The organism is Guyparkeria halopsychrophila (assembly GCF_044582135.1).
In the GTDB taxonomy this organism is placed as follows: domain Bacteria; phylum Pseudomonadota; class Gammaproteobacteria; order Halothiobacillales; family Halothiobacillaceae; genus Guyparkeria.
The window spans coordinates 107636-131980 of sequence record NZ_JBDODP010000004.1; the positions used below are offsets into that span (position 1 = coordinate 107636).

Annotated in this window: 16 protein-coding genes; 9 read left to right on the plus strand and 7 right to left on the minus strand. The window is 66.0% G+C overall.

From position 1 onward, the window contains the following. Positions 1–93 precede the first annotated feature (93 nt). From ABGV18_RS03245 to ABGV18_RS03260, 4 genes are all read left to right on the plus strand, one after another. Entirely contained in the window at positions 94–2988 is a 2895-nt protein-coding gene (locus tag ABGV18_RS03245) for an EAL domain-containing protein (RefSeq protein WP_396584795.1), read from the plus strand. A 77-nt stretch (positions 2989–3065) separates the two neighbouring features. Further along, a complete protein-coding gene (locus ABGV18_RS03250) occupies positions 3066–4370 on the plus strand; it encodes a Glu/Leu/Phe/Val dehydrogenase dimerization domain-containing protein (RefSeq protein WP_396584796.1) in 1305 nt (434 codons plus the stop codon). A 97-nt stretch (positions 4371–4467) separates the two neighbouring features. Next, a complete protein-coding gene (gene uvrD, locus ABGV18_RS03255; RefSeq protein ID WP_396584797.1) occupies positions 4468–6672 on the plus strand; it encodes a DNA helicase II in 2205 nt (734 codons plus the stop codon). Between the two features lie 115 nt (positions 6673–6787). Next, on the plus strand, positions 6788–7915 hold the full coding sequence (locus ABGV18_RS03260) for a TRAP transporter substrate-binding protein DctP (RefSeq protein WP_396584798.1): 1128 nt from the start codon (positions 6788–6790) through the stop codon (positions 7913–7915). Here ABGV18_RS03260 and ABGV18_RS03265 read toward each other — a convergent pair. Further along, positions 7912–8583 carry a metal-dependent transcriptional regulator gene (locus ABGV18_RS03265; RefSeq protein WP_396581842.1) on the minus strand — a complete coding sequence of 224 codons (672 nt, stop codon included), beginning with the start codon at positions 8581–8583 and terminating at the stop codon, positions 7912–7914. The genes ABGV18_RS03260 and ABGV18_RS03265 overlap by 4 nt on opposite strands. Positions 8584–8720: 137 nt before the next feature. On the opposite strand from ABGV18_RS03265, the gene ABGV18_RS03270 reads away from it, so the two are divergent. Continuing rightward, entirely contained in the window at positions 8721–9686 is a 966-nt protein-coding gene (locus ABGV18_RS03270; RefSeq protein WP_396584799.1) for a metal ABC transporter solute-binding protein, Zn/Mn family, read from the plus strand. Positions 9687–9740: 54 nt separating this feature from the next. Here ABGV18_RS03270 and ABGV18_RS03275 read toward each other — a convergent pair whose 3' ends face one another. Continuing rightward, entirely contained in the window at positions 9741–10271 is a 531-nt protein-coding gene (locus ABGV18_RS03275) for a gamma carbonic anhydrase family protein (RefSeq protein ID WP_396584800.1), read from the minus strand. A 179-nt stretch (positions 10272–10450) separates the two neighbouring features. On the opposite strand from ABGV18_RS03275, the gene ubiA reads away from it, so the two are divergent. Together ubiA and ABGV18_RS03285 are read left to right on the plus strand one after the other, a co-directional pair. Next, positions 10451–11311 (plus strand): 4-hydroxybenzoate octaprenyltransferase, encoded by an 861-nt coding sequence (ubiA, locus tag ABGV18_RS03280; RefSeq protein ID WP_396584801.1) that lies wholly within the window; start codon positions 10451–10453, stop codon positions 11309–11311. Between the two features lie 144 nt (positions 11312–11455). Next, the gene (locus ABGV18_RS03285; RefSeq protein WP_396584802.1) at positions 11456–11929 is read left to right on the plus strand and encodes a DsrE family protein; all 474 of its coding nucleotides are present in this window, start codon (positions 11456–11458) and stop codon (positions 11927–11929) included. Between the two features lie 413 nt (positions 11930–12342). Here ABGV18_RS03285 and ABGV18_RS03290 read toward each other — a convergent pair whose 3' ends face one another. After that, entirely contained in the window at positions 12343–13968 is a 1626-nt protein-coding gene (locus ABGV18_RS03290) for a methyl-accepting chemotaxis protein (protein WP_396584803.1), read from the minus strand. Positions 13969–14257: 289 nt separating this feature from the next. Between ABGV18_RS03290 and ABGV18_RS03295 the strand changes: the two genes are divergently transcribed. Both ABGV18_RS03295 and ABGV18_RS03300 read left to right on the plus strand, forming a co-directional pair. After that, positions 14258–14614: a hypothetical protein gene (locus tag ABGV18_RS03295; RefSeq protein WP_396584804.1), complete on the plus strand. Its 357-nt coding sequence runs from the start codon at positions 14258–14260 to the stop codon at positions 14612–14614. Further along, positions 14611–16503, plus strand: coding sequence for a diguanylate cyclase (locus ABGV18_RS03300; protein ID WP_396584805.1), 1893 nt, complete (start codon positions 14611–14613; stop codon positions 16501–16503). Before ABGV18_RS03295 ends, ABGV18_RS03300 begins: the two co-directional genes overlap by 4 nt. A gap of 146 nt (positions 16504–16649) precedes the next feature. On the opposite strand, the gene ABGV18_RS03305 is transcribed toward ABGV18_RS03300, so the two are convergent. The 4 genes from ABGV18_RS03305 to ABGV18_RS03320 form a co-directional block, all read right to left on the minus strand. Next, on the minus strand, positions 16650–18101 hold the full coding sequence (locus ABGV18_RS03305; RefSeq protein WP_396584806.1) for a diguanylate cyclase: 1452 nt from the start codon (positions 18099–18101) through the stop codon (positions 16650–16652). Further along, complete coding sequence (locus ABGV18_RS03310) at positions 18101–22228, minus strand: bifunctional diguanylate cyclase/phosphodiesterase (protein WP_396584807.1); 4128 nt, start codon at positions 22226–22228, stop codon at positions 18101–18103. The genes ABGV18_RS03305 and ABGV18_RS03310 overlap by 1 nt, the downstream gene beginning before the upstream one ends. A 189-nt stretch (positions 22229–22417) precedes the next feature. Beyond that, complete coding sequence (locus ABGV18_RS03315) at positions 22418–23251, minus strand: TatD family hydrolase (protein WP_396584808.1); 834 nt, start codon at positions 23249–23251, stop codon at positions 22418–22420. Between the two features lie 13 nt (positions 23252–23264). Continuing rightward, a complete protein-coding gene (locus ABGV18_RS03320) occupies positions 23265–24344 on the minus strand; it encodes an ATP-binding cassette domain-containing protein (protein ID WP_396584809.1) in 1080 nt (359 codons plus the stop codon). Position 24345: the final 1 nt, after the last annotated feature.

A 24345-nucleotide genomic window follows, 5' to 3' on the forward strand; every position in this document is an offset into this window, starting at 1 on the left:
TTCCGGCCCCGCAGGTCAGGATAAGTTGCCCTGAACCTGCCATGCTCTAAGCATGGGTGTAACCAATTGTTTTTCCGTGTTTTCGAGGCTGCCATGCTCAGGCTGATGCTGCTGTCGTCGCTGCTCTTGCTGGCCGCCACCGTGCAGGCACGCGAGGTGACGGTCGGACTCTACGAGAATGACCCCCAGGTGTTCCGTGATGCCGAGGGGCATGCATCGGGCATCTTCGTCGAATTGATCGAGCTGATTGCGGCGGAGGAAGGCTGGCGCCTGTCGTTTCAGGAGTGCGCCTGGGCCGACTGCCTGGAACAAACCGCGCGGGGAGAGATCGACCTGATGCCCGACGTGGCGATAAGCGATCGACACGAGGCTCGACTCGACTTTCACACCGTGCCTGCCCTGCGCAGCTGGTGGCAGGTCTACCGCCGGCCAGATCTGGAGGTGAATTCGATCTTCGACCTGGCCGGACGGCGCATTGTTTTTCTGGAAGGCTCGACCCAGCGGGAGCGGATCGCCGCCCTGCTCGACGAGTTCGGCATCGACTACGAGCCGGTGCTGGTTGAGAATTTTCACGCCGCCTTCGAGACCGTATCTGCCGGGCGGACCGACGTGGCCGTCGTCAATCACCTGTTCGGCAGTCGGTATCACACCGACTTTGGCCTCGAACGCACACCGGTGGTCATGGAACCGTCCCGGCTGTTCTTTGCGACCGGGGAGGGGCGCAACCCCGAGCTGCTGGACGCGATCGATCGCCATCTCACCCAGTGGCAGGACGATCATGACTCGGTCTATTTCGACATCATCGAGCGTTGGCTGGGAGAACGTCCGCGGGAGTTCGTACCCGGTTGGGTGGGCTGGCTGGTCTCGATCGGAGGGCTGCTGATGCTGGCGGCCCTGGTTGTGGCATTCCGCCTGCGACGGGTCTCGGCGAGCCATGGCCGGCATCTCACCGAAACCCGCCGCGCGCTGGAAACGGCCTACGAAGTGATCGAGGCCAGTCCGGTTGTGCTGTTTCGTTGGCAACCGGCCCCCGGTTGGCCGGTCGACTTCGTCTCCGGCAATGTCGCCCGCTGGGGCTACACGCCCGAGGAGTTCCTGAGTGGCGAGCGCCGTTTCGCGGACATCATCCACCCAGACGATCTTGAACGCGTGAAGATCGAGGTCGAGGAGCGACTGGGCGCCGGGGCGATGGCCTACCGCCAGGAATATCGCATCCTGCATGCCGACGGCAGCCCGCGTTGGGTGGGCGACCTCACCCGGGTGTTCCGTGATGACAACGGGAACGTGGATCGACTCGAGGGCGTGGTCACCGACATCACCGAGCAGCGCGAGGGCGATCGTCGCCAGCGCGAGGCGGCCACGGTGCTGGAAAACACGATCGAGGGCGTGATCATCACCGATGTCAGCGAGCGGATCGTGATGGTCAATCGGGCGTTCCAGGCATTGACCGGTTACACCGAGGACGAGGTGTTGGGCCGACCGGTGACCCTGCTGGATGCCGACCCCGCGGCGAGCCCCTGGCGGGCGATTCGCGAGGAGGTGGCAGTGTGTGGACACTGGCAGGGCGAGTTGACCAGCCGCCGCAAGAACGGTGAGATCTTCCCCGAGTTGCGCGCCATCAGCCGGATAGTCGGGCGGACTGGTGAGGGTGATCACGTGGTGCACCTGTTCACGGACATGTCGCGGCTGCGGGCCAGCGAGGCAAGGCTGGATTTCCTCGCCCGCCATGATGCGCTCACCGACCTGCCCAACCGGGCGTCGCTGCTGTCGCATCTGCGCGAGCGGGTGGCCTCGGCCGACGTAGACGCGCTGGCGCTGTTGCTGATTGATCTCGATCACTTTCGTGGCGTCAACGACAGCTATGGCCACCACATGGGTGACACCCTGTTGCGTCAGGCGGCCGAACGCCTCGAGTCGCTGCTCGAGGGACGCTGCCTGGCGCGCCTGGGCGGCGACGAGTTCGCGGTGCTGGCGGAAAACGTCAACCGAACCGAACTCGCGAGCCTGGCCGAGATGATCATCGCGGCGCTCAGCCGACCGTGGCGACTGGACAACGGCACCGAGGTGCGGCTCGGTGCGAGTGTCGGCATCACCTGTTATCCGGAGTTCGGCAGTAGCCCCGAGGCATTGCTGCAACAGGCCGGTGCGGCGGTCTATCGCGCCAAGGCCGAAGGCCGCGGCAGTGTCCGGTTCTTCGATGACAGTCTGACGGCCAGTGCTCGCCAGCGCGTCGAGATGGAAACGCGGCTGCGTCGCGCAATCGAGGCGGGCGAATTCGAGTTGTACTACCAGCCCCAGGTCGACGTCGCCAGCGGCCAAATCATCGGTGCCGAGGCGCTGGTGCGTTGGCGTGACGGCGACCGGGGTCTGGTGCCGCCCGATGCCTTCATTCGGGTGGCCGAGCAGACCGGGATCATCGTGGCCCTGGGCGAGTGGGTCCTGCGCGAGACGTGCCGCCAGGGGCGCGAGTGGCGCGACGCCGGATTGCCGGTACCCAGGCTGGCGGTGAATCTCTCCGCCCGCCAACTGCATGACGAGTCGCTGGTCGAGCGGGTCCGGACCGTGCTCGAGGAGACCGGTTATCCGCCCGATCAGCTCGAGCTCGAGCTGACCGAAAGCTCGCTGATGCATCAGCACGAGCGGTCCGTCCGGGTGCTGCGTGCCCTGCGCGGACTGGGGCTGCATCTGGCCATCGACGACTTCGGCACCGGGTATTCCTCGCTGGCCTACCTGCGGCAGTTCCCGATCGATGTGCTCAAGATCGACAAGCGCTTCGTCGATGATCTGGCCGAAAATAATGATGACCGCGAGATCGCCGCGGCCATCCTCGCCATGGGCCATGCCCTGCGCCTGTCGGTGATCGCCGAGGGGGTCGAGACCGAGGCGCAACTGGCCTTCCTCAGTGCCAATGACTGTGACAGCTATCAAGGCTATCTCTTCAGCCCGCCCCTGCCGCCCGCCGCCTTTGCCCGCCTGTTGTCCGAGTAACGCTGCTACCCTCAACGCAATGGCCCCCTTCGGTGAAGGCCGGCGGGGCACAGCCGCGTGACCACGGAGGAACGATCATGACAAAAACCGGTGGACTGCTGGCCGATGCGCTGGTGCACCTCAAGCCGTTGATGGACGATGACCGCATCTCGGAAGACGCCCGGCGACGCCTGTCGCAACCCAACCGGGTGGTCGAGGTGGAGATTCCGTTGCGCATGGACGATGGCTCGCTCGAGGTCTTCACCGGCTGGCGTTCGCTGTACGACAACACCCGTGGGCCCGGCAAGGGCGGCATCCGCTTCCATCCCAAGGTCACCGGTGACGAGGTCGCGGCGCTGAGCTTCTGGATGGCGGTCAAGTGCGCCGTGGTCGATCTGCCGTTCGGCGGGGCGAAAGGGGGGGTGTGCGTCGATCCCAAGCGGCTCTCGCGCCTCGAGCTCGAGCGCCTGTCGCGCGGGTACATCCGGGCGTTGCTCGACGTGATCGGCCCGGACCGGGACATCCCGGCACCGGACGTCAACACCAACGAGACCATCATGGGCTGGATGGCCGACGAGTACCGCCAGGCCGCCGGCCGGCATCAGCGTGGGGTGATCACTGGCAAGCCGCCGGGCCATGGCGGCTCGTTGGGACGCACGGCGGCCACCGGTCGTGGGGCGTTGCAGGTGCTCAATATCTGGGAGCGCCGCCGGGGCCGTGCCGACCAGCGCCCGCGCGTCGCCGTGCAGGGCTTCGGCAACGCCGGCTTTCACTTTGCCCGCCTGGCGCATGATGCCGGCTACCGGGTGGTCGCCATCGCCGATTCGCGCGGGGCGATCTACCGCGAGGAGGGTCTCGATCCGCTGCCGATCTGGGAGCGCAAGCACGAATCCTCCGAGCTCTCGGGACAGGTCTACTGCGAGGCGTCTGTTTGTGCGGAGGTCGAGGTGGAGAAGCTCACCAACGAGGAACTGCTCGCACTCGATGTCGACGTGCTCGTGCTTGCGGCCCTGGAGAACGCCATCACCGAGAAGAACGTCGACGCGATTCGCGCGCTGACGATCCTCGAGATTGCCAACGGGCCGATCAACAACGCCGCCGATCAGCAGTTGACCAAGCAGGGTGTGACCATCATCCCCGACGTGCTCGCCAACAGCGGCGGGGTGATCGTCAGCCACCTCGAGTGGGTGCAGAACCGCATGGGTGATTACTGGACCGAGGACGAGATTGAACGACGGCTTTCCGAGCGTCTCGGCGACCAGGCGCATCTGGTCTTCGAGCGGTCGGTCACCGAAGACGAGTCCTTGCGCTCGGCCGCCTATCGCCAGGGCATCGAGCGCATCGCCATCGCCATGGACGGGCTGGGCACCGAGCGGTATTTCTGCGGCGATACCGGGCCCTGAATCACGCGGCCCCGACTGGGGGCGGGGTGGCCGGAGAATGGGTTGGAACGCGGGCGGTTCGCCGCGACTCGGCGACCGGTTCCGGTACAATGCGCCCATGTCCAATGATCCGATTCTCGACCCCCTCAACGCCGCCCAACGCGAGGCGGTGACCAGCCCGTCACTGGCCACCCTGGTGCTTGCCGGCGCCGGCTCGGGCAAGACGCGCGTGCTCACCCATCGCATGGCCTGGCTGGTCTCCGAGCAGGGCGTCTCCCCCTATTCGCTGTTGGCCGTGACCTTTACCAACAAGGCCGCCGGCGAGATGCGCGGCCGGCTGGGATCGCTGCTCGACGGCCAGGAGCTCGGCCCGCGCGGCGTCGACGGCATGTGGGTGGGGACATTCCATGGCCTGTCCCACCGCCTGCTGCGTCAGCACGCCCGCGAGGCGGGCCTGCCGGACGGCTTTCAGATCATCGACTCGGACGACCAGTTGCGGCTGATCAAGCGCCTGATCCGCGAGGCGGAGCTCGACGAGAACCGCTTTCCACCGCGGCTGGTCGCCTCGATGATCAACGGCTTCAAGGAAGAGGGCTTGCGTGCCCGTCACGTCGTGCCGGGCGACGACCCCATCCGCGACCAGGTGATCGTGATCTACAAGGCCTACGAGCGTGTCTGCGAACGCAGCGGCCTGGTCGATTTCACCGAGCTGCTGCTGCGGGCGACCGAACTGCTGCGCGGCAACGATGCCCTGCGGGCGCACTACCAGCGGCGCTTTCGGCAGGTGCTGATCGACGAGTTCCAGGACACCAACGCCCTGCAGTACGCCTGGGCGCGGCTGCTGGTGGGCGAGGACAACGGCATCTTCGCCGTCGGCGATGACGACCAGTCCATCTACGGCTGGCGCGGGGCGAAGGTCGAGCACATCCAGCATTTCTCGCGCGACTTTCCCAACACCCACCTGGTGCGCCTGGAACAGAACTACCGCTCGACACGCACCATCCTCGAGGCGGCCAACAGCGTCATCGCGAGGAACGCCGGAAGACTGGGCAAGAACCTCTGGACCGAGGGCGATCACGGCGCGCCGATCCGTTTCTACCGCGCCTTCAACGACCAGGACGAGGCCAATTTCGTGGTCGAGCAGATTGCCACGGCCGTGCGCGAGGGCCACAACCGCGCCGACTGCGCGGTGCTGTATCGCTCCAACGCCCAGTCGCGCCTGCTTGAGGAGGCGCTGATCCGCGAGGGCATGCCCTACCGCATCTACGGCGGCCTGCGCTTTTTCGAACGCGCCGAGATCCGTGATGCCTTGGCCTACCTGAAGCTGGTGGCCAATCGCCATGACGACACCTCCTTCGACCGGATCGTCAACCGCCCGACCCGCGGTATCGGCGACAAGACGCTCAACGAAATCCGGCAGGCGGCCCGTGACCAGGGCGCCTCGCTCTGGGATGCCGCGCTGATCCTGCTGGCGGAGAACCAGCTCAGCCCCCGCGCCGCGGGCGCCCTGCGGCAATTCATGACCCTGATCGAGGCGATCGACCAGCAGACCCTCAACGACGAGCTGGGCGAGCGGATCGAGAAGACCATCGACAAGAGCGGCCTGCGCGCGCTGTTCGAGAAGGACCGCGACCGCGAGCGCGGCGAGGCGAAGATCGAGAACCTCGACGAGCTGGTCAACGCCGGGCGCGGCTTTGTCATGGACCGTGATGCGGCCGAGGAGATGGGCGAGCTCGAGGCCTTTCTCGCCCACGCGAGTCTCGAGGCCGGCGAGGCACAGGGCTCGGCCTGGGAGGACTGCGTGCAGATGATGACCCTGCACTCGGCCAAGGGCCTCGAGTTCCCGCAGGTGTTTATGGTCGGGGTCGAGGAAGGGCTGTTCCCGCACCAGATGTCGATCGACGAGCCGGGGCGCCTCGAGGAAGAGCGCCGGCTCTGCTACGTCGGCATTACCCGCGCCGAGCAGCAGCTGACCATCACCTGTGCCGAGTCGCGTCGCCTGCACGGCAAGCAGATCTTTCCCATGCCGTCGCGCTTTCTTGGCGAGCTGCCGCCGGACCTGGTCGAAGAGGTGCGGCCGCGTGCGGCCCGCGCGGCGCAGGCCTTCGGTGCCCGACGGCCTGAGGGCGAGCCGGGCCCGCGTACCCACAAGCAGAACGAGACCGGCTTCGAGGTCGGCCAGAACGTGCGCCACGCCAAGTTCGGCGAGGGCATCATCCTCGACTGCGAGGGCACCGGTGCCTCGGCGCGGGTGCAGGTCAATTTCGGCCAGCACGGCGCGAAGTGGCTGATCCTGTCATACGCGAATCTGCAACCCGGCTGACGGCGGGCCAAGCCAAGAGATGAATGGTCAGAAATCAGAGCTCGGAAATGGGTTCTGATATCTTCCCTCTGTCTCTCAAATCTGACCTCTGAATACTTGTGAAAGGAGTCCTGCCATGAAACGGCGCGAGTTTCTGACCTGGGCCGGCGCGGCCGGCATTGCCGCCACCGCCCTGTCCGGCTGCAACAACGAGACCGGCGATCAGCCGGCGGCCACGGCGGCGAACGGCCCCACCGCGGCCGACCCGATCCGCTGGAAGATGGTCACCACCTGGCCGAAGAACTTCCCCGGCCTGGGCACCGGTGCGAACAACATCGCCAAGCACATCAACGAGATGTCCGGTGGGCGTCTGGTGGTCGACGTCTACGGGGCCGGCGAGATCGTCCCGGCGCTCGAGGTGTTCGACGCGGTCAAGGCGGGGACTGCCGAGATGGGGCACGGCGCGGCCTACTACTGGCAGGGTAAGATGCCCGCGGCGGCGTTCTTCGCCGCGATGCCTTTCGGCCTGACCGCCAACGAGATGAACGGTTGGCTCTACCACGGCGAGGGCATCGAGCTGTGGGAAGAGCTTTACGCACCGCACGGCATCATCCCGCGGCCGGGTGGCAACACCGGCCCGCAGATGGGTGGCTGGTTTCGAAAGCCGATCGACTCGGTCGAGGATTTCAAGGGGCTGAAGATGCGCTTGCCGGGCATCGGCGGCGAGGTGCTGCGTCGGCTGGACGTGTCGGTGGTCAACACCCCGGGCGGCGAGCTGTTCCAAGCGCTGAACGACGGCACCATCGATGCGGCCGAGTGGGTTGGCCCGTTCAACGATCTCGCCTTCGGCTTTCACCGCGCGGCCAAGTACTACTACGCCCCGGGTTGGCAGGAGCCGTCGGCGACCATGGAGGCCCTGATCAATCAGGAGGCCTTCGAGGCGTTGCCGGACGATCTGCAGGCGATCGTCGACGGGGCGATCAAGATGGCCGCACTCGAGATGCTTTCCGAGTTCACCGCGCGCAACAATCGGGCGCTCAAGACGCTTACCGAGGAGCACGGTGTCGAGTTGCGCTACTTCAGTGACGAGATCATGGCGGCGCTGTTCGAGAAGTCCAACGAGGTGCTCGCCGAGATCACCGAGGAGGACGCCTTCGCCAAGCGCGTGTTCGAGTCGTTGACCGACTACCGCCGTGACGTGGCCGGCTGGACCGAGGGCTCGGAGTACGCCTTCCTCACGGCACGCCAGCGCTTTCTGGACTAGTCGCCGGCCGAGCGAATGGTCCAGACCCGTTCGGCCAGCGTGGCGGCCAGCGGGCGTTCGTGGCGGCCGATGGTCACGACCACGTCGGCCGAACCCGGCTGGCTGGCGCGGCGGCGAACGAACTGACCGGGCAGCAGCCCCAGCTGCGTCAGGCGGCGCAGGTCGGCGGCGTTCTCGGCGGCCAGCCGGACCACCGTCGCGCCCTCGTCGATGGCCAGATGACCCAGTGCCACCATCTGGCGACGTTCGACGGGCGCCTCGTCGGGCCGTGGGATCGGCGCGCCATGCGGGTCGAACTCCGGTTGGCCGAGGTGGTCCCACAACCGGTCGATCAGGCGGCTGGAAAAGGCGTGCTCGAGGATTTCCGCCTCGGCATCGACCTCGGCCAGCGGCAGCTTGAGATCCTGGGCGAGAAAGGTCTCGATCACCCGGTGGCGGCGGATCATGTCGACCGCGATCGTCCAGCCGGCATCGGTCAACGCCGCGCCCTGGTAGCGGGCGTAGTGGATCAGGCCGTCGGCGTGCAGACGCTTGAGCATGGCCGTGACCGAGGCGCGTGCAATGCCCAGCCGGTCGGCAATCGCCGAGGTGGACACCGCCGGCTCCGGCGATTGCTCGGCCAGCTTGAAGATCGCTTTCAGGTAGTCTTCGTACGCGGTGCTCGCCATGGTGGGGCCTCTTTGGTGCCTTACGTTAGCATGCTCGTAGTGTGCCGTGCTTGCGGAGACGGCCGCGGCTTTCTACCATCCGCCCGCCCCGATACATGATCCATATTGACCCACGCTTCACTCACGCGAGGCCCCTTGTGCAGAGATTTTTCCAATGGCTTTCCCGCGCCGCGACCCTGTCGCTGGCCGTCGTGTTCCTGATTCCCGGCGTCCAGGCGCAGGACGAGGTGCTGCAATACTCCGGCGGTGACCGGGATATCGAACCCCTCCGGGTGGTGACCGACACCTCGTTCACGGCCGGGATGGTCGACAACATCGCCGGATCGTTCGTCGAGGTCGAGGCGGTGGTCCACGGAGAAGAGTCGCCGTTGGGGTATTCACTCGACGAGGAGGATCGGGCACGGATCGAATCGGCCGATCTGGTCGTCTACCAGGGGCTGGGCTTGATGCCCGAATTCATCCAGGCGGCCGAGACCCGGGATAAGGCCGACCGGGTGGTACTGACAGATCGCATTCCCGAGTTTCGCCTGATCGAGACCGACGGGGCCATCAATCCGCACACCTATCTTGACCCATCGCTGCTGCAGTACTCGGTCGATCACCTGACGATCGAGTTGAAGGAACGTCTCGAGGCGGTGGCCGGTGAGATCGAAGGCAACCGCCTGCGGGTCAATATCGAACTCCAGTCCCTCAACCGTGAGACCGAGGGGCTGATGGAAGACCTCTCGCGTGCCGAGCGGGTGCTCGTGACCGACAACGACGTGTTCGCCTATTTTGCCAAGGCCTACCACTTCGAACTGCTCGACGTGACCGACGAGGAACAGAGCGAGAAGGCCATCGAGCTGATCGAGCGCAACCAGACGCCGCACGTGTTCCCGGTGGCCGGTGCCGGCGGTGGCGCGATCGAGGAATGGCTCGAGGCCAAGCGGGGGGCGGCGATTCCCGAGTCTGTCAGCCTGGCGTCGCCGCTGACCGGCCTGTGGCTGGCCGAGAGCAATCTGCCCACCGGCACCTATATCGGTCTGTTCCGCGAGAACGTCAGCGAGATCATCCTGGGGCTCAAGCCGCTGCCGGCCGCGGGGGGCGAGGCACCGACCGAGTAGGTCGAGGCCCAACGACCGTCAACCGTATCGGTGCTGATTGGCCTGACGGGCTGATCAGCCGCTGGTGCGGTGATCCTGCGCCAACTCCCGGTAGAAGCGGGCCGACTCGGCGAGGTGCGCGCGTTCCTCGTCGGTCAACGGCCGGACCTTGCGCGCCGGGGCGCCGACGTAAAGGTGGCCGGTTTCCAGCACCTTGCCGGGCGAGACCACGCTGCCCGCGGCGATGATCACCTCGTCCTCGACCACCACGTCGTCCATCACGATCGCGCCCATGCCGACCAGCACCCGGTTGCCGACGGTGCAGGCATGCAGGATGGCGCGATGGCCGACGGTCACTTCCTCGCCGATACGACAGGGCATGCCCTGCGGATGGGCGGCCGATGGCTGGTTGACGTGCACGATGACGCCGTCCTGCAGGTTGGTCAGCCGACCGGCCCGGATCTGCTGGACATCGCCGCGAAGCACGGTGTTCGGCCAGACGGAAACGCCTTCTTCCAGCACGACGTCACCGATTACCACCGCGGTCGGATCGACCCAGCAGTCTTCGGCCACGGTCGGGAGCTTTGACTGGAAATTGCGGATCATGCGGAAACCTCGGGTTCGATCGGGCGATGATTTGCTGGTAATGGCTTGCTGGTGTTCTGGCGCGCATTCTAGCGCAGGCAGAGCGGGAAACCCGAAGAGGGCATCGGCCGGGTCTGCTATCGTTTCTGCCGACGACTGACGACATCCGAAGAATTGCTACAGCCGCCACAGGTAATGCCGTGTCCGTGATCGCCGAGAAAACCCGCGCCTATCTCGCCCTGACCCGGCTGGATCGACCGGTGGGCATCTTTCTGCTGCTCTGGCCCACCTACTGGGCCCTGTGGGTCGCCGGGCAGGGCCGCCCGGACCTGTTCATTTTCCTGATCTTCACCCTGGGCGTGATCGCCATGCGCTCGGCCGGCTGCGCGATTAACGACTTTGCCGATCGCCACGTCGACGGCCACGTCACCCGTACCCAGGGGCGGCCGCTGGCGACCGGGCGGATCACCTCGCGCGAGGCGTTGGGCGTGTTCGCCGTCCTGGTGGGCATCTCCTTTCTGCTGGTCCTGCAGCTCAATGCCACCACCATCGCCCTGTCGGTGGTGGCGGTGATCCTCGCGGCGACCTATCCCTTCGGCAAGCGCTTTCATCACCTGCCGCAGGTGCATCTGGGGCTGGCCTTCGGCTGGGCGATCCCGATGGCCTTTGCCGCCCATCACGGCGAGGTCGCACCGGTCGCCTGGCTGCTCCTGCTGGCCAACATCGGCTGGACGCTGGCCTACGACACCTTGTATGCCATGGCCGACCGGCCGGATGACCTCAAGATCGGGGTCAAGTCCTCGGCGATCCTGTTCGGCCGATACGACCTAGTGGCCGTGGCCCTGGCCTACCTGTGGACGCTCGCCTGGCTGGTGGGGGTGGGCTGGATGGTCGACCTGGCGGCCGGCTACTTCGTGGGGCTGGGTATTGCTGCGGTGTCGGCCGTCTGGATTCTGCGCACCGCCCGGTCGCGCCAGCTGGATGACTGCGTGTTGGCCTTCCGGCGTAATAACGTCTTCGGCGCGATCGTCATGCTGGCGCTGATTGCGGGGTTCCTCTGAGGCGACTCGAGCAAGATCGGTACGGCCGGATTACACTCCGGTAGTTGGGTAACGAACCGCCCGTTGGCGCGTCGCAGGCTAGCCGGCGTTCCCATTCAGGCGAAACGGAGTGGCCCCATGATCAAGCGTACGATCCAATCTCTCATGGCCGCCATGGTGCTGGCCATCGCGATGCCCCTGTCGGCGCAGGCCGCCGAGCCCGTCGACGACACGGCGGCCCTGGCCGGGGTGGAGGAGGCCAAGGGCGTTTTCCAGATCGACTTCACCGAGGCGGAGAAAACCGCGTTTTATCTGGAGATCATTCGCGGCACGCACGCCAATTTCGTCCGCCAGGGACTGGACCCGGATATGGTGATCGTATTCATCGGCCCGACGGTGCAGTTTCTGAGCACCGCGGCGGGCGACGATGTCGCCGATCCGGCCACATTGATGCGGATCGAGTCCGAGGTCGCGCGCCTGGCGGAGCTCGGTGTGCGCCTGGAGGTCTGCGCGGTGGCCACCGAGGTGTTCGGTGTCGACAATGACACCTTGTTTGACGGGCTGACTCTTACCGGCGATGGCTTCGTCTCGATGATCGGCTGGCAGGCGCAGGGGTATCACCCCGTCACGATGTTCTGAGTCAACTGCGTACCCAAATGAAAAGGCCCCGCTTCCAAAAGAGGCGGGGCCTTGTCGTTTTCGCGAGTCGTGTTCAGCCACGCTGGGGAAGGTCTGCACGATTCGATGGCGTCTCTGGCTCGCGGGTTCGCTCGCAATCAAGGCGCCGGACCGAAGGCGGGCTCGTTGCCCGTCGAGGGACGGCAACGCCGAGTGCGGGCGAACCCGCGAGCCCCATCCGGGCGGGCTTCCAAAGGCCCATCTTCGGCGTCGCGAGGTTCGTCCGTGAACCATCGCCCTTCGGGCCGTCTTGCGCCGGCCGGATCGGCGTCGTGCCGATCCGGTTCAGCCCTTGTAAAGGGCGACGGCCCTGCGCCTTGCATCTGGGCCTTTGGAAAGCCCGCAGAGATGCTATCGAATCGTGCAGCCCTTCCCTAGAGCCGGAACTGCCCCACCATGTTCGAGAGTGACGAGGCCAACCGCGCAAGATCGGCACTCGCCGTGTTGATCTGCTCGATGGCATCCAGCGACTCGTTGGAGACCTGGTCGATGTTCACCGCGTTGCGGTTGATCTCTTCGGTCACGGCGGTCTGCTCCTCGACCGCGCTGGCCACCTGGGTGGACAGGTCGGTGATCTGACGCACCGACTGGGCGATCTCGTCGAGCAGGCCCTGGGTGTGGCCGGTCCGGTCGAGGGTATTGCCGGCGCTTTCGCTACCGCGATCCATCACGCCCACTGCCTCGCGTACGCCGGTCTGGAGCTTGTCGATCATCTGCTCGATTTCGCCGATCGAATCCTGGGTGCGGTTGGCCAGGCTGCGCACTTCCTCGGCGACCACGGCGAACCCGCGGCCCTGCTCGCCGGCCCGAGCCGCTTCGATCGCGGCGTTCAGCGCGAGCAGGTTGGTCTGATCGGCAATCCCGCCGATCACGTCGAGTACCGACCCGATCGAGTCGCTGTGCTTGTTGACGTCGCGGATCACCTCGCCGGCGCGCTGCATGTCGTCGGAGAGCGACTGCATGGCGCGCATGTTGTCGTCCATCGCCTCCATGCCGGCCCGTGCCCGATCGTCGGTCTCGTTGGCCGAGTCGTTGACGCTTTGTATGTTGCGGGCGATTTCCTCGACCGCGCTGCTCATCTGGGTGATGGCGGTGGCGACCTGCGAGGTCTCGTCGCGCTGCTTTTCCGCGCCACCCTTGGTCTGCTCGGAGACGGCCGACATCTCTTCGGTCGCCGCGGCCAGCTGCGATGAGCTATTGGAAATGTCGCCCATCATCTCGCGCAACCGCGTGACGGTGGCCCCCAGGCGGCGGATCAGCTGGCCGGTCTCGTCCTTGGCATCCGAGTGGGGCGTGATGGTCAGATCACCCGCGGCGATCCGGTCGGCGATCTCGACGGCCTCGTCGATGGGCCGAACGACCGAGCGCGTGATGAGCAGGCCGGCGAGAATGGCGATCACGATGGCGACAAGGCTGCCGAAGAGCAGGAGGCCCTTCATGCGCGAGTCGACCACCTCCAGGCTCGCCTGCCGCTCTTCAAGCAGGGCGCGCTCTTCTTCGATCATGGCGTGGTCGATCTCGCGCATGGCATCCATGTCGGCCTTGGCGCTCGTCAGCAATGCCTGGACCTGCTGGCGCACGTCGGCTGAGAGATTGCCTGCCTCGCGGCGCAGGTCGATGGCCGGCTGCATGTAATTGTCCATCCAGTGGTGGTAGGCGTTTTCCAGTTCCACCAGCCGTTCCAGTTGTTTCGGATTGTCGGCAGTCATTTCCTCGAGGCGGTCATTGCGTCGCAGGAAGGCCTCCTTGCCGTCGTGGTAGGGCTCGAGATAGCCTTCTTCCCCGGTGACCAGGTAGCCGCGCTGGCCGGTTTCGATGTTCACCAGTGCCAGTACCTGGCTTTCCAGCTCTTCCAGCACGGTGTAGGAGTGCTGGTTTATCGCCTGTGCTTCCCGCACCTCGCCGTACTGCATCCAGACCGATCCGGCAATGAGCACGATCAACAGGGTGAGTACGCCAAAGCCAAGGCCAAGTCGGGTGCCGATGGGCAGGTTTTGCATCAAAGGTCTCCTGGCTCGGGTGGGCTTGTGGGGCAAGCCCGCCCGACACGGGTGAGTGGGTGAGTGGGCTTATCGGCCGCCGGTGGGAAAGGTTTAGTGTTCGCGCAGGAATGGTCGGGCCGGGTGGCGGGTGGCCGTCGTGATCAATCGAGCGCAAACGGGTAGATTGCGAACGATCGTCCGGCCGTCCTGATGCGATGCAACGGCGCGTCGGGCGGTTTCACGGGTCTATCACCATGCGGTACAGTCGGACTTAGGCTGGAATGTGCCCCGGCCTGAGGAGTTGTCGATGTTGTACCTGCCGCAAACCGCCCGCGCCGAGCCGGGCAATCCGGGTGAGCTGGAGGCGATCTTCAAGGCCGAGCTCGCGGCCCTGCCCGCGGACGACCTGCCGTTGCAGCAGGGCATGGCCCACGGCAGCGTCGCCAAGGGCGATGACCTGTCGGTGATGGTGATCGGCAGCGCCTTCGATAGCGATCAGCTGCGCATCCATGCGGGGCTCTTTTATACCAGCGTGGTGGCCGGCTGCGCCTGCAACAACGATCCCACCCCGATGAATGACGAACCCGAGTATTGCGAGGTCGAATTCACCATCGATCGCCCGGGTGGGGCCGCGCGGGTGCGACTGCTGGAACCCGACGGATGAGCACCTCGTCCGCACGCCACGGCGAGGCCGGTGCGCATGCGCCGACTGGCGAACCGTCGCGTCGGGGCGCGTGGCCTGCCCATCGGGTCGGGTTGCTGCTGTTGGCCATCTGGGGGCTGATTCTCGCGGTCTTGACGTGGTCGAGCCTGCAGGCAATCGAACGCTACGAAGATCATGCCAACGAGCAGGTCGAGCAGCGCACGGGGCTGGTGGCGCTGATGCAGTCGACCCTGATCGACAGCGAACTCGATGCCATCGATCGTGACCTGCGGGTGATTCGAGAACGCCTCGTTCAGCGATTGGACGAGCCCGCCTCGCAGCAGGCCCGGACGATGGAATCCTCCCTCGATGCCAACGCGCTGGTGCGTGACCTGTGGTGGTTGGACAAGACCGGGGAGCGGCTGGCCACGCGCCGCCGCGCGGATGATCTGAGCATCGACCCGGCGCAGGAGTCCTTTTTCCGCGTACACCTCGAGTCGGCTGGTCGGCAGGCGGCGGGAAAAACCTTTCTTTCCCGGCCGATAGGCGCTGGCGGTACCCGCCTGATGGCGATGAGTCGGGCGCTCCGTGACGAATCGGGGGCCTTCCGCGGCGTGCTGGTGGCGTATGTGGACCTCGCTGCCCTGGCCGCGCTGCTCGATCGGGTGACGGCCCGCCAGCGTCTCATGTCGCTGGTGGCCCACCGGGAGGGACATTTGTTACACAACCTGGCCGAGGGTGGCCTGCCGTCGAGATCACTGGCCGAGTGGTTCCAGGCCAGCGACGGCACACCGCCGACCGTCGGGCGCTTTCACGGTCGCGCGGATGGCCATGACTATCAGTACGCGCTCGCCCAGCCCGAAGGGTGGCCCCTGAATGTGGTTGCCGCCGAGGATCTCGCGCTGCTCCAGACCCAGCTGGCCGCCAACGCCAACGATCACTACTGGCGCCTGCTGATCTGGGCCACGGTGTCGGGGTTGCTGCTGTTGCTGGTCGGCTGGTTGTTCGCGCGGCGTGCCTCGGCGCTGGAGCAGGCGGCGGAGAGCGAGCGCCGTCTGGCCGAAAGTCATCGCCGCAATGCCGCGATCATCGAGGCCATGCCCGATCTGCTGTTCACCATGAATGCCGAGGGCCGCATTCTCGATTTCGAGCCGGGTGAAGGCATCCCCTTGTTGGAAGAACCCGAGGTGTTTCTGGGGCAGACGGTCGGAGAGGTAATGCCTCCAGCCCTGGCCGAGCTGACCCAGTCGGTCATCGACCGCACCCTGGCGCAAGGCACGGTGCAAACCTATCAATATCAGCTCGATTTCGACGGCGTTCCCCATTATTACGAGGGCCGCTGCTCGCCACTGGCAGAAAGCAGCGTGTTGATCCTGATCATCGACATCACGGCACGCAAGCAGGCGGAGAACGCGCTTGAATGGACGGCCACCCACGACCCCCTGACCCAATTGCCCAACCGGCGCTTGTTCCGCGACCGGTTGGGGCTGGCAGCCAACGAGTTCCATCGTTACGGCGGCAACGGGTTCTGCCTGCTGTATCTCGATCTCAACGGCTTCAAGGCGATCAACGACACCCTCGGTCACGCCGCCGGGGATCAACTCTTGCGGCAAGTGGCCGAGCGGCTCGAGCAGCAGGTGCGAGACGCCGACAGCGTGGCGCGCCTGTCCGGTGACGAGTTCGTGGTGATGATCAGCCACGCCGGTCGGTCCGAGGCACGCGTGGTGGCCGGCAAACTGCGCGAGGAGATCGGGCGGCCATACGTGCTGGACGAGGGCGAGGCTCGGGTCAGTGTCTCGATCGGGATGGCCTGCTGCCCCGAGGACGGCCGCATGACGGAGGCCCTGATGTGCTCGGCAGATGCCGACATGTACCGCGACAAACAGGTCCGTTTGATCCAGGAACGTTGATGGCCCGCGATGCCGGACCGACTGACGCCGTCAGGCTTCGACATGACGGGCATTTTTTGAAGCGTCCCATCGCCGCGGCGATGCGTCCGCTGCCCCCAACGCGTTGAACGATCCGCCCGCGAAGGCCAGGCGTCCGCCTCGGATCGCTAAGGGGCCGTCGATTCGGCGACGGCAACCCGGTTGCGGCCATCGCGCTTGGCCTGGTACAGCGCCTGATCGGCGCGGTTGATCAGGCTGTCGAGGGACTCGCCGGCACGGCACTGCGCCACGCCCTGGCTGACGGTCAACGCCTCCTCGCTCTCGGGCAGGCGATTGCGCCGGGCAACCGCCTCGCGGATGCGTTCGGCGGTAAGACGTGCCGCTTCGGCATCCGTGTCCTGCAGCAATATCAGGAACTCGTCACCGCCCCAGCGACAGAGCGTATCGACCTCCCGGATCTGCGAGGACACGGTGTCCACCAGCTCACGCAGGACCCGGTCGCCCGTCTGGTGGCCGTGGCGGTCGTTGATCGTCTTGAGGTGGTCGAGGTCCAGGTTGATGATCGAGACCGGCTGGTCAAGGCGGCGTCCAAGCCGTTGCGCGTGTTCGAACAGCACCTCCATGGCCTCCCGGTTGCCCGCCCCGGTAAGACGGTCGGTGGTGGCCATGGTTTCCAGTCGCCGTTGATAGTTGCGCAGGGTCCAACCGCCGGTCAGCAGCACCAGGACGGTGACGCCCAGCGCCAGCAGGACGTTAGCGATCAGGGTGTTGAGCAATCGGGCATTGGCGGCCGATTCGCGTTGCTCCACCACCAGGAACCAGTCGAGTTCGGGAATCAGTCGGGTGTTGACGTAGACCGTGCCGCCTTCGGGGCGCTCGTAGGCGAATTCCGTACTGGGACTGGTGAGGATGCGGGTGGCGTGGCGGGCCAGTCCCGGCTGGGCCTGAATGCGCAGCGGGCCGTGGTAGCCGGAGCCGCGCAGGGTGATCTCGCCCTCGCGATCCATGAAATAGATCGAGCGGCCGTAGCGGCGCTGGTAGCTTTCGATCAGCCCGGCGACGGTCTCGACGGCCAGTCCGATGCCGGTGGCGCCGATGTAGTCGCCCGACTCGTCCTCGACCCGGTAGTTGACGAAGATCGACAGCCGGGTGGGCTTGGCGGTGTCGTGGTCGATATTGATTTCGAACGGCTCGTTCATCTGCCGGACGCGGAAATACCAGATGTCAGCCTTGTCCGCGCGCGACACCGTCTTCAGGACCCCGTCGGGGTGGTAGTAGCGCCGACTGGCCTCGCTGACGAAAAAGGCGGTGGTGGTGTCGTATTTCTGCTGGATCTCCGTGAGATAACGGATGATCGCCTCCTGATCCTCTTCCCCCTCGACCACCCAGTCGCGCACAAAGGTGTCGTGCGCCATCAGCGAGGAAATGAGGATCGAGCGCAGCAGGTCTCGCTCGATCTCGGAGAAGATGTTGTCGCTGGTCAGCGGGAGGGTCTCCTCCGCGATCTGCTTTTCCAGCGAATCCTCGGCGACGAAGTAGCCGATCACGCTGGTGGCGACGAATCCCAACGTCAGCAGAAGGGTCAGGGCCGTGGCGAATAGCAGCTTGTTGCGTTGCATCAGGGGGCTTTGTGCTCGAGGTAGCGTTGGGCGAATGCCTCGGCCGGCAGCGGCTGGCTTTCCAGGAAGCCCTGGTAGATGTCGCAGTGGTACTGGCGCAGGAAGTCCCGCTGGCTATCGTGCTCGACGCCCTCGGCAAGCACCTTGAGGCCAAGGGTGTGGCCGAGGTCGATGATCACCCGGGCGATCTGGCCGCGATCACTGGGCTCCTCGATCATGTCGACGAAGCGCTTGTCGATCTTGAGCACGTCGATGGCGAACTCGCGCAGCTGGCCCAGCGAGGAGTAGCCGGTGCCGAAATCGTCCAATGCCACGTGCACGCCCATTGCCCGCAGCCGGTCGAGCAGGTCGCGGGCCTCGGACTCGCGGCGCACGATCGCGCTCTCGGTCAGCTCCAGTTCCAGGCGCTCGGCCGGAAAACCGGTCTCGTCGAGTACGCGTTTGACGAGTGCGTGGATCTCGCCGTGGCGCAGTTGGTGTGGCGAGATATTGACTGCCAGCCGGCCGAACTCATGCCCGGCATCGAGCCAGGCCTTGCCCTGGCGGCAGGCCTCGCGCAGCACCCATTCGCCCAGCGGCCAGATCAGGCCGGTGGTCTCGGCCACCGGAATGAAGCGATCCGGCGAGATCAACCCGTCGATGGGGTGCTGCCAGCGCACCAGCACCTCGGCCCCGTGCAGCCCCTGGTCGTCGATGCGGGTCTGCGGCTGGAACACCAGGCACAGTTCGTCGTTGTCGATCGCCTGGCGCAGCTGCAGCTCGAGTGCCACGCGATCGCGGGCGGCGACGGTCATTCCGTCGGAGAAGAAGCGGAATGTGCCGCGACCCTCGTCCTTGGCCCGGTAGAGTGCCGTGTCCGCCTGCTGCACCAGGCTTAGCGGCGAACTGGCGTTGTCGGGGAACAGCGAGATGCCGACCGAGGCCAGCACGCGGACTTGTTGCCCTTGGCTGAGTTCCCAGGGTTCGCCCAGGGCGTTGATCACCTCGTTGGCGATATCGCCCACCTCGGTGGCGGTATCGATGCCGGTGATCGCCATGGCGAACTCGTCGCCACCGAATCGGGCAATGGTATCGGTCTTGCCGAATCGGTCGCGCAGCCGTTCGCTGACCTTGATCAGCAACTGGTCGCCGACGGCATGGCCAAGCGAGTCGTTGACGTCCTTGAAGCGGTCGAGGTCGACCATCAGCACGGCCAGCAGGCTGTCCTCGCGCCGCGCCAGATCGACCAGTTGCTCGAGGCGCGCCATCATCATCAGCCGATTGGGCAGGCCGGTGAGCGCATCGTGGTGGGCGAGGTAGTCGAGCTTGGACTCGCTTTCCTTCTCTCGGCTGATGTCGACGAACAACCCGACGTAGTGGGTGATGTTGCCCTCGCGGTCGGTGACCGTGCTGATGCTCAGAATTTCCGGGAAGATCTCGCCATTGCGCCGACGGTTCCAGACCTCGCCCTGCCAGTGGCCGTCGTGCTCCAGAGCCTTCCACATGCGGTCGTAGAAATCGCGGTCGTGCTGTCCCGAGGCGAGCAGGTCGGGCGTCTTGCCGATGACTTCTTCGGCGCTGTAGCCGGTCAGCTCGGTAAAGGCTGGATTGACTTCGATAATCTTCTGGTTGCGGTCGGTGATCACCACCCCTTCGCGGGTGTTCTCGATCACCTTGGCCATCAGCCGCTCGTGCTGCTCGATCTGGTGGCGGTCGTGGATATCGGTGACCACGCCGTCGAACCACAGGGGCTCGCCCTGGGCATCACATCGCACCAGCGTGACCTCTTCCACCCAGCGATACTCACCGTCGGCCATGCGTACGCGATACTCCTGGTAGTACTGCCTCTCGCCGCTGGCCACCTGTTCCTCCAGGCCCGCGGCCACCATGGCCTGGTCGTCGGGATGGATGATGTCGGCGAATTTGAATCGGTCGCGCTGCCATTGCTCGGCCGAATAGCCCCAACGCTCGATGTTGCTCGACACGAACGTCGTCGGCCAGCCGTTCTCGGGCAGCCAGCGGAACAGGACGGCGGGACTGGCCTGGACGGCCTCGCGGGCGCGCTCCAGGTCCTCGAGCCGGTCAAAGTAGTCCAGCGCGAAGGAGATGTCGGTGGCGAGTTCCTCCACCGTGTGGCAGATGGCCTCGTCGAAGAAATCGCTGACCGTGGCGTACAGGGCCATCGCACCGATGATCTCGCCGCCCCGATGGATCGGGAACGCCACCACGGCATCGACGCCCGCCTCGACGGCCTGCTGATGCCAGACTTCGGTCGCCAGCGCGCTCTGGAAGTGATTAACCACGACCAGTTCGTCCGAACGTATCGCCCGTCCCGCCGGCCCCTGACCGGCCGGCTCGTGCGGATGGATGCTGACCTCGAGCGTCTGGATATAGCCGGTCTGGTCGCCGAATTGGACGACCGGTTCGACTGCTCCGGTGTCCGGGTTGATCAGCCCGATCCAGGCAAAGGCGAGGTGGCCATGCTCGACCGCCACGCGGCAGGCCGTTTCGAACAGGTCTTCGGCCGTACGACAGCGGGTAATCGCCTGGTTGGTCTGCGAGAGCAGGTCGTAGAGATCTTTCTGGTGTTCCAGTGCATGGTAGGCCTCGCGCTCACGGGTGACGTCCTCGGCGATCGAGACCAGCCGCTCGGCCCGACCATTGTCCGAGCGTGTCAGGCGGATGTCGAAGCGCAGATGGGCGGTCGTGCCGTCCGGGCGCGCCAGGTTGTATTCCTGGGCGCAGTGATCGACCCGTCCGTCGACGAGGTCCTGCACGGCGCGGGCCTCGTCACCGTGCAGGGCGTCGCCCAGCAACTCGTCCCAGCTTTTACCGACCAGCGACTCGCCCGGGTGCCCCAGCATTTCGGCCAGGCGCGGGTTGGCGTCGGTGATGCGGCCGCTCGTCGGCGAGCTGATCGCCATGCCGAAAAACGGCATGTCGTAGAACACGCGCAGCAGTCGATCCTGCTCGGCGGTGCGGGCGGCCCAACGCAGGGCATCGCCCTCGCGGGTGCGGCGCCACAGCAGGGTAAGGATCACGGCCATGATCGCCAGCAGGAAGAAGCCGACCACCGCGAGCAGTCTCAAGGTCTGGTAGAGCGGCAGGAGCACATCCGCGCGGGGCTGAGTGGCTACGATCGCCCACCCACGCCCCGGGGCCGGATGCACGGCCCCCACCATGGGCTCACCGTCGATCCCCATCCCGTCAATCAGACGTGGCGAGGCCCCTGGTGAAAAGTCGGCGGGTCGAAGGGCGCTTTGCCCCCAAGGCTGGCTTGGCCATGGTGCGTCGGCGGATTGCCGGTTGGCGTCGTCCAGGAAGAGCACGTCGCTGTCTTGCGCGCGCGCCAGGTGCGTCGTCGTACTGGAATGTGTCGCACCATGTGGCACGGGTGGCACATCCGCGCGAAGCAATACATGACCGACGACAGGGTTATCACCGATCGGAATGAGCCAATCGATATGCGCGTGACGGTCGGTATGCAGATCCGGCGGCAGTTCGACGATACGCCCGTCGGCGGCCGCATCGACGCTAGCCTCGAGGTCTTCCGGCCAGCGTGTCACACCCCGGTTGACCAAGGGAACGGTACCGCTCGCGTCGAGCAGGGCGACCCCTTCGTAGTCATAGGCGGTTCGCAGGGCTTCGAAGCGATCGACCACCTGTTGTCTGGCGGAGGCGGTGTCGGGGGTGTCTTCCGCCGAGTCGGCCAGTGACTGAACCGTCTCACGGAAAGCTTTTGACGACTGGATTACCAAGGCGTCACTGGCCCGTTCTTCCAGCCAGACATCGATGAGATTGGCGCGTAGCGCGGCAACATCCGCGAGGCGAGCCTGGGCGGATTCGATTGTCGCGGGGACCCGGTAGAGATAGGTGCCCACCGTGACGAGGGCGACGACCAGCAGGTTGACCAGGAAGACAATGATCGGTCCGCGTCGATGGAGTCGCGCATCGGGTGGCGGCGCGGGTTGGTCCGACATCAGCCAGCGCAGCAACAAGTACAGGATCAGCCCCGTGACCGCGACGAAGCCCAGCCCCTTGATGGCGCCGGCGCTGGCGAGTTGTTCGGCGGGCACGAACAGGCCCAACAGCCAGTCGGAGGTCAGGATCCACAGGCCCGCGTAGACGACGTAGGAAATCGCCAACACCAGGGGCGAGAACCACCGGTGGTTTGGCCGGTGGTATGCCGTGGTGTCGGATTGATGATTTCGCGACGTCATGTCGTCCGGAAGATTCCTGGAGTGGCTCGCGGTGGGCGGACCCTCGTGGGTCGTCCTTCACAAGAATCCAAGGATGGGTCAAGGCTGCGGCCAAGTCCAGCCCGGGAGCCGCGCCGGTTAACGCTCGGGGTTGCCCAGCAGCAGCGGGTCGAGCAGCAGTTCGCGGGCGTTTTCGCGGGCCAGTCGCCGGGCGACCGAGTCGGGCAACTGGTCCAGCCATTGGCGGATGGTGTCGGCGGCCTCATCGAAGCGTTGCCAGCGCGCGAGGCTGTAGGTGTCCACCCCGACGACAAACCGGTTGGGGTGATCGACGAACAGCGCGCGCCACTCGGCCAATAGTTGGCCGTCGCTGTCGACAAAGCGCTCGTCGCGCACCGAGGTGTCGATGAACAGGTGCTCGGGGTGGCGGGCCAGGGCGGCGCGCAGGATGGTCGGGTCGGGCTGATCGCCCAGGTGCGCCCAGAGCACGTCGACCTGCGGGGCGATCTCGAATATACGGTCGATGATGGCCAGATCGCCGTGGATCATCAGTACCAGATTGCGCTCGGCGGCGATCTCCACCAGCCGCTTGAGCGTGGCGCTGTCGCGATCCTTGCCGAAGATATGCAACTCACCGATGCCGCGGTAGTCGCCCTCGTCCAGCCAGGTCTCCACCCGCGCGGGGAGATCGGGCCGGTGCATCCAGGTTTCCTTGTCGGCCTTGGCGCGATAGACGCCCAGGAACGGCACGATGCGATCGGGGGCCATTTCGCCGAGCCGGCGGGCGTTCTCCGGCGGGCGGCTGGTAACCACGGCATGCTCGATGCCGCTGGCCTCGAGCGTGTCGAGGGCGGTCTGCGGGTCGATCGCGGCGCGCTGTTCGGCGTTGTAGTGCAGGTGGGTGTCGAACAGGGGCGTGGCCGCAAGACCCGGTGCGGCCCAGAGGCCGGCGAACCAGGCCAATCCGATCACCAGTGCGGGTGTCTTAGTCCTCGTCGCTATCGGCATGGCGGGAGGCCCCTCCGCGTGGAAACAGCACCAGGTGGGTGAACGCCGGGCGCAGGTTGACCCGCACGCCCGGCGCGTAGTGATCGTGACTGGGTGCCAGGCTCAACAGTCGCGTCCCCCCCGGCAGGGCGAGGGTGTAGAGGAAATCCGCGCCGCGAAAGACGCGTTCCTCGATCTCGGCCACCCCGGCGCCGTCGGCATCGATGATCACGTCATCGGGACGAACCAGTACGTCGACCTCGGTGCCCGGCGGGTATTCGTGCGAGACCTGGCCCTCGAGCAGCCCCAGCTCGGTGCGCACGCGGCCCGGTCCGACCATGGTGCCGGCGATACGGGTGCCCTGGCCGATAAAGTCGGCGACGAACGGCGTCTCGGGGCGGTGATAGAGGTTGTAGGCCGTGTCCCACTGGTGCAGGCGGCCGGCCTGCATGACGCCGACGATATCGGCCATGGCGAAGGCCTCGGTCTGGTCGTGGGTGACCAGCAGGGCGGTGGTTTCCGCCTCGCGCAGGATGTCGCGCAGTTCGCGCGGCAGCGTCTCGCGCAGCTCCACATCCAGGCTGGAGAACGGCTCGTCGAGCAGCAGGATTTCCGGCTTGGGGGCCAGGGCCCGCGCGATCGCCACGCGCTGCTGTTGCCCGCCGGACATGTGGTGCGGGTAGCGCTTGCCCATGCCCGGCAGGCCGACCAGATCCAGCAGTTCGTCGATGCGTTTCTGCCGGTTTTCGGCGGGCTTCTTCGGCAGGCCGAAGCCGATGTTGTCGGCCACGGTCAGGTGCGGGAACAGGGCCAGGTCCTGGAAGATCATGCCCACCCGGCGCTGTTCGGGCGGGTGGCCCCAGCCGGCGCCGGCCACCGTGTCGCCGTGCAGGCGGACCACGCCGGCGCTGGGTGACTCGAAGCCGGCCACCGTGCGCAAAATCGAGGTTTTGCCGCAGCCGGACGGCCCCAGCAGGCAGCCGATCACGCCGGTCGGCAGCTTGAGGTTGACGCCCTCGACGGCCGTGGTGCGACCGAAGCGGACGGTCAGGTCCACCAGGCTCAGGCGTTCGCTCACG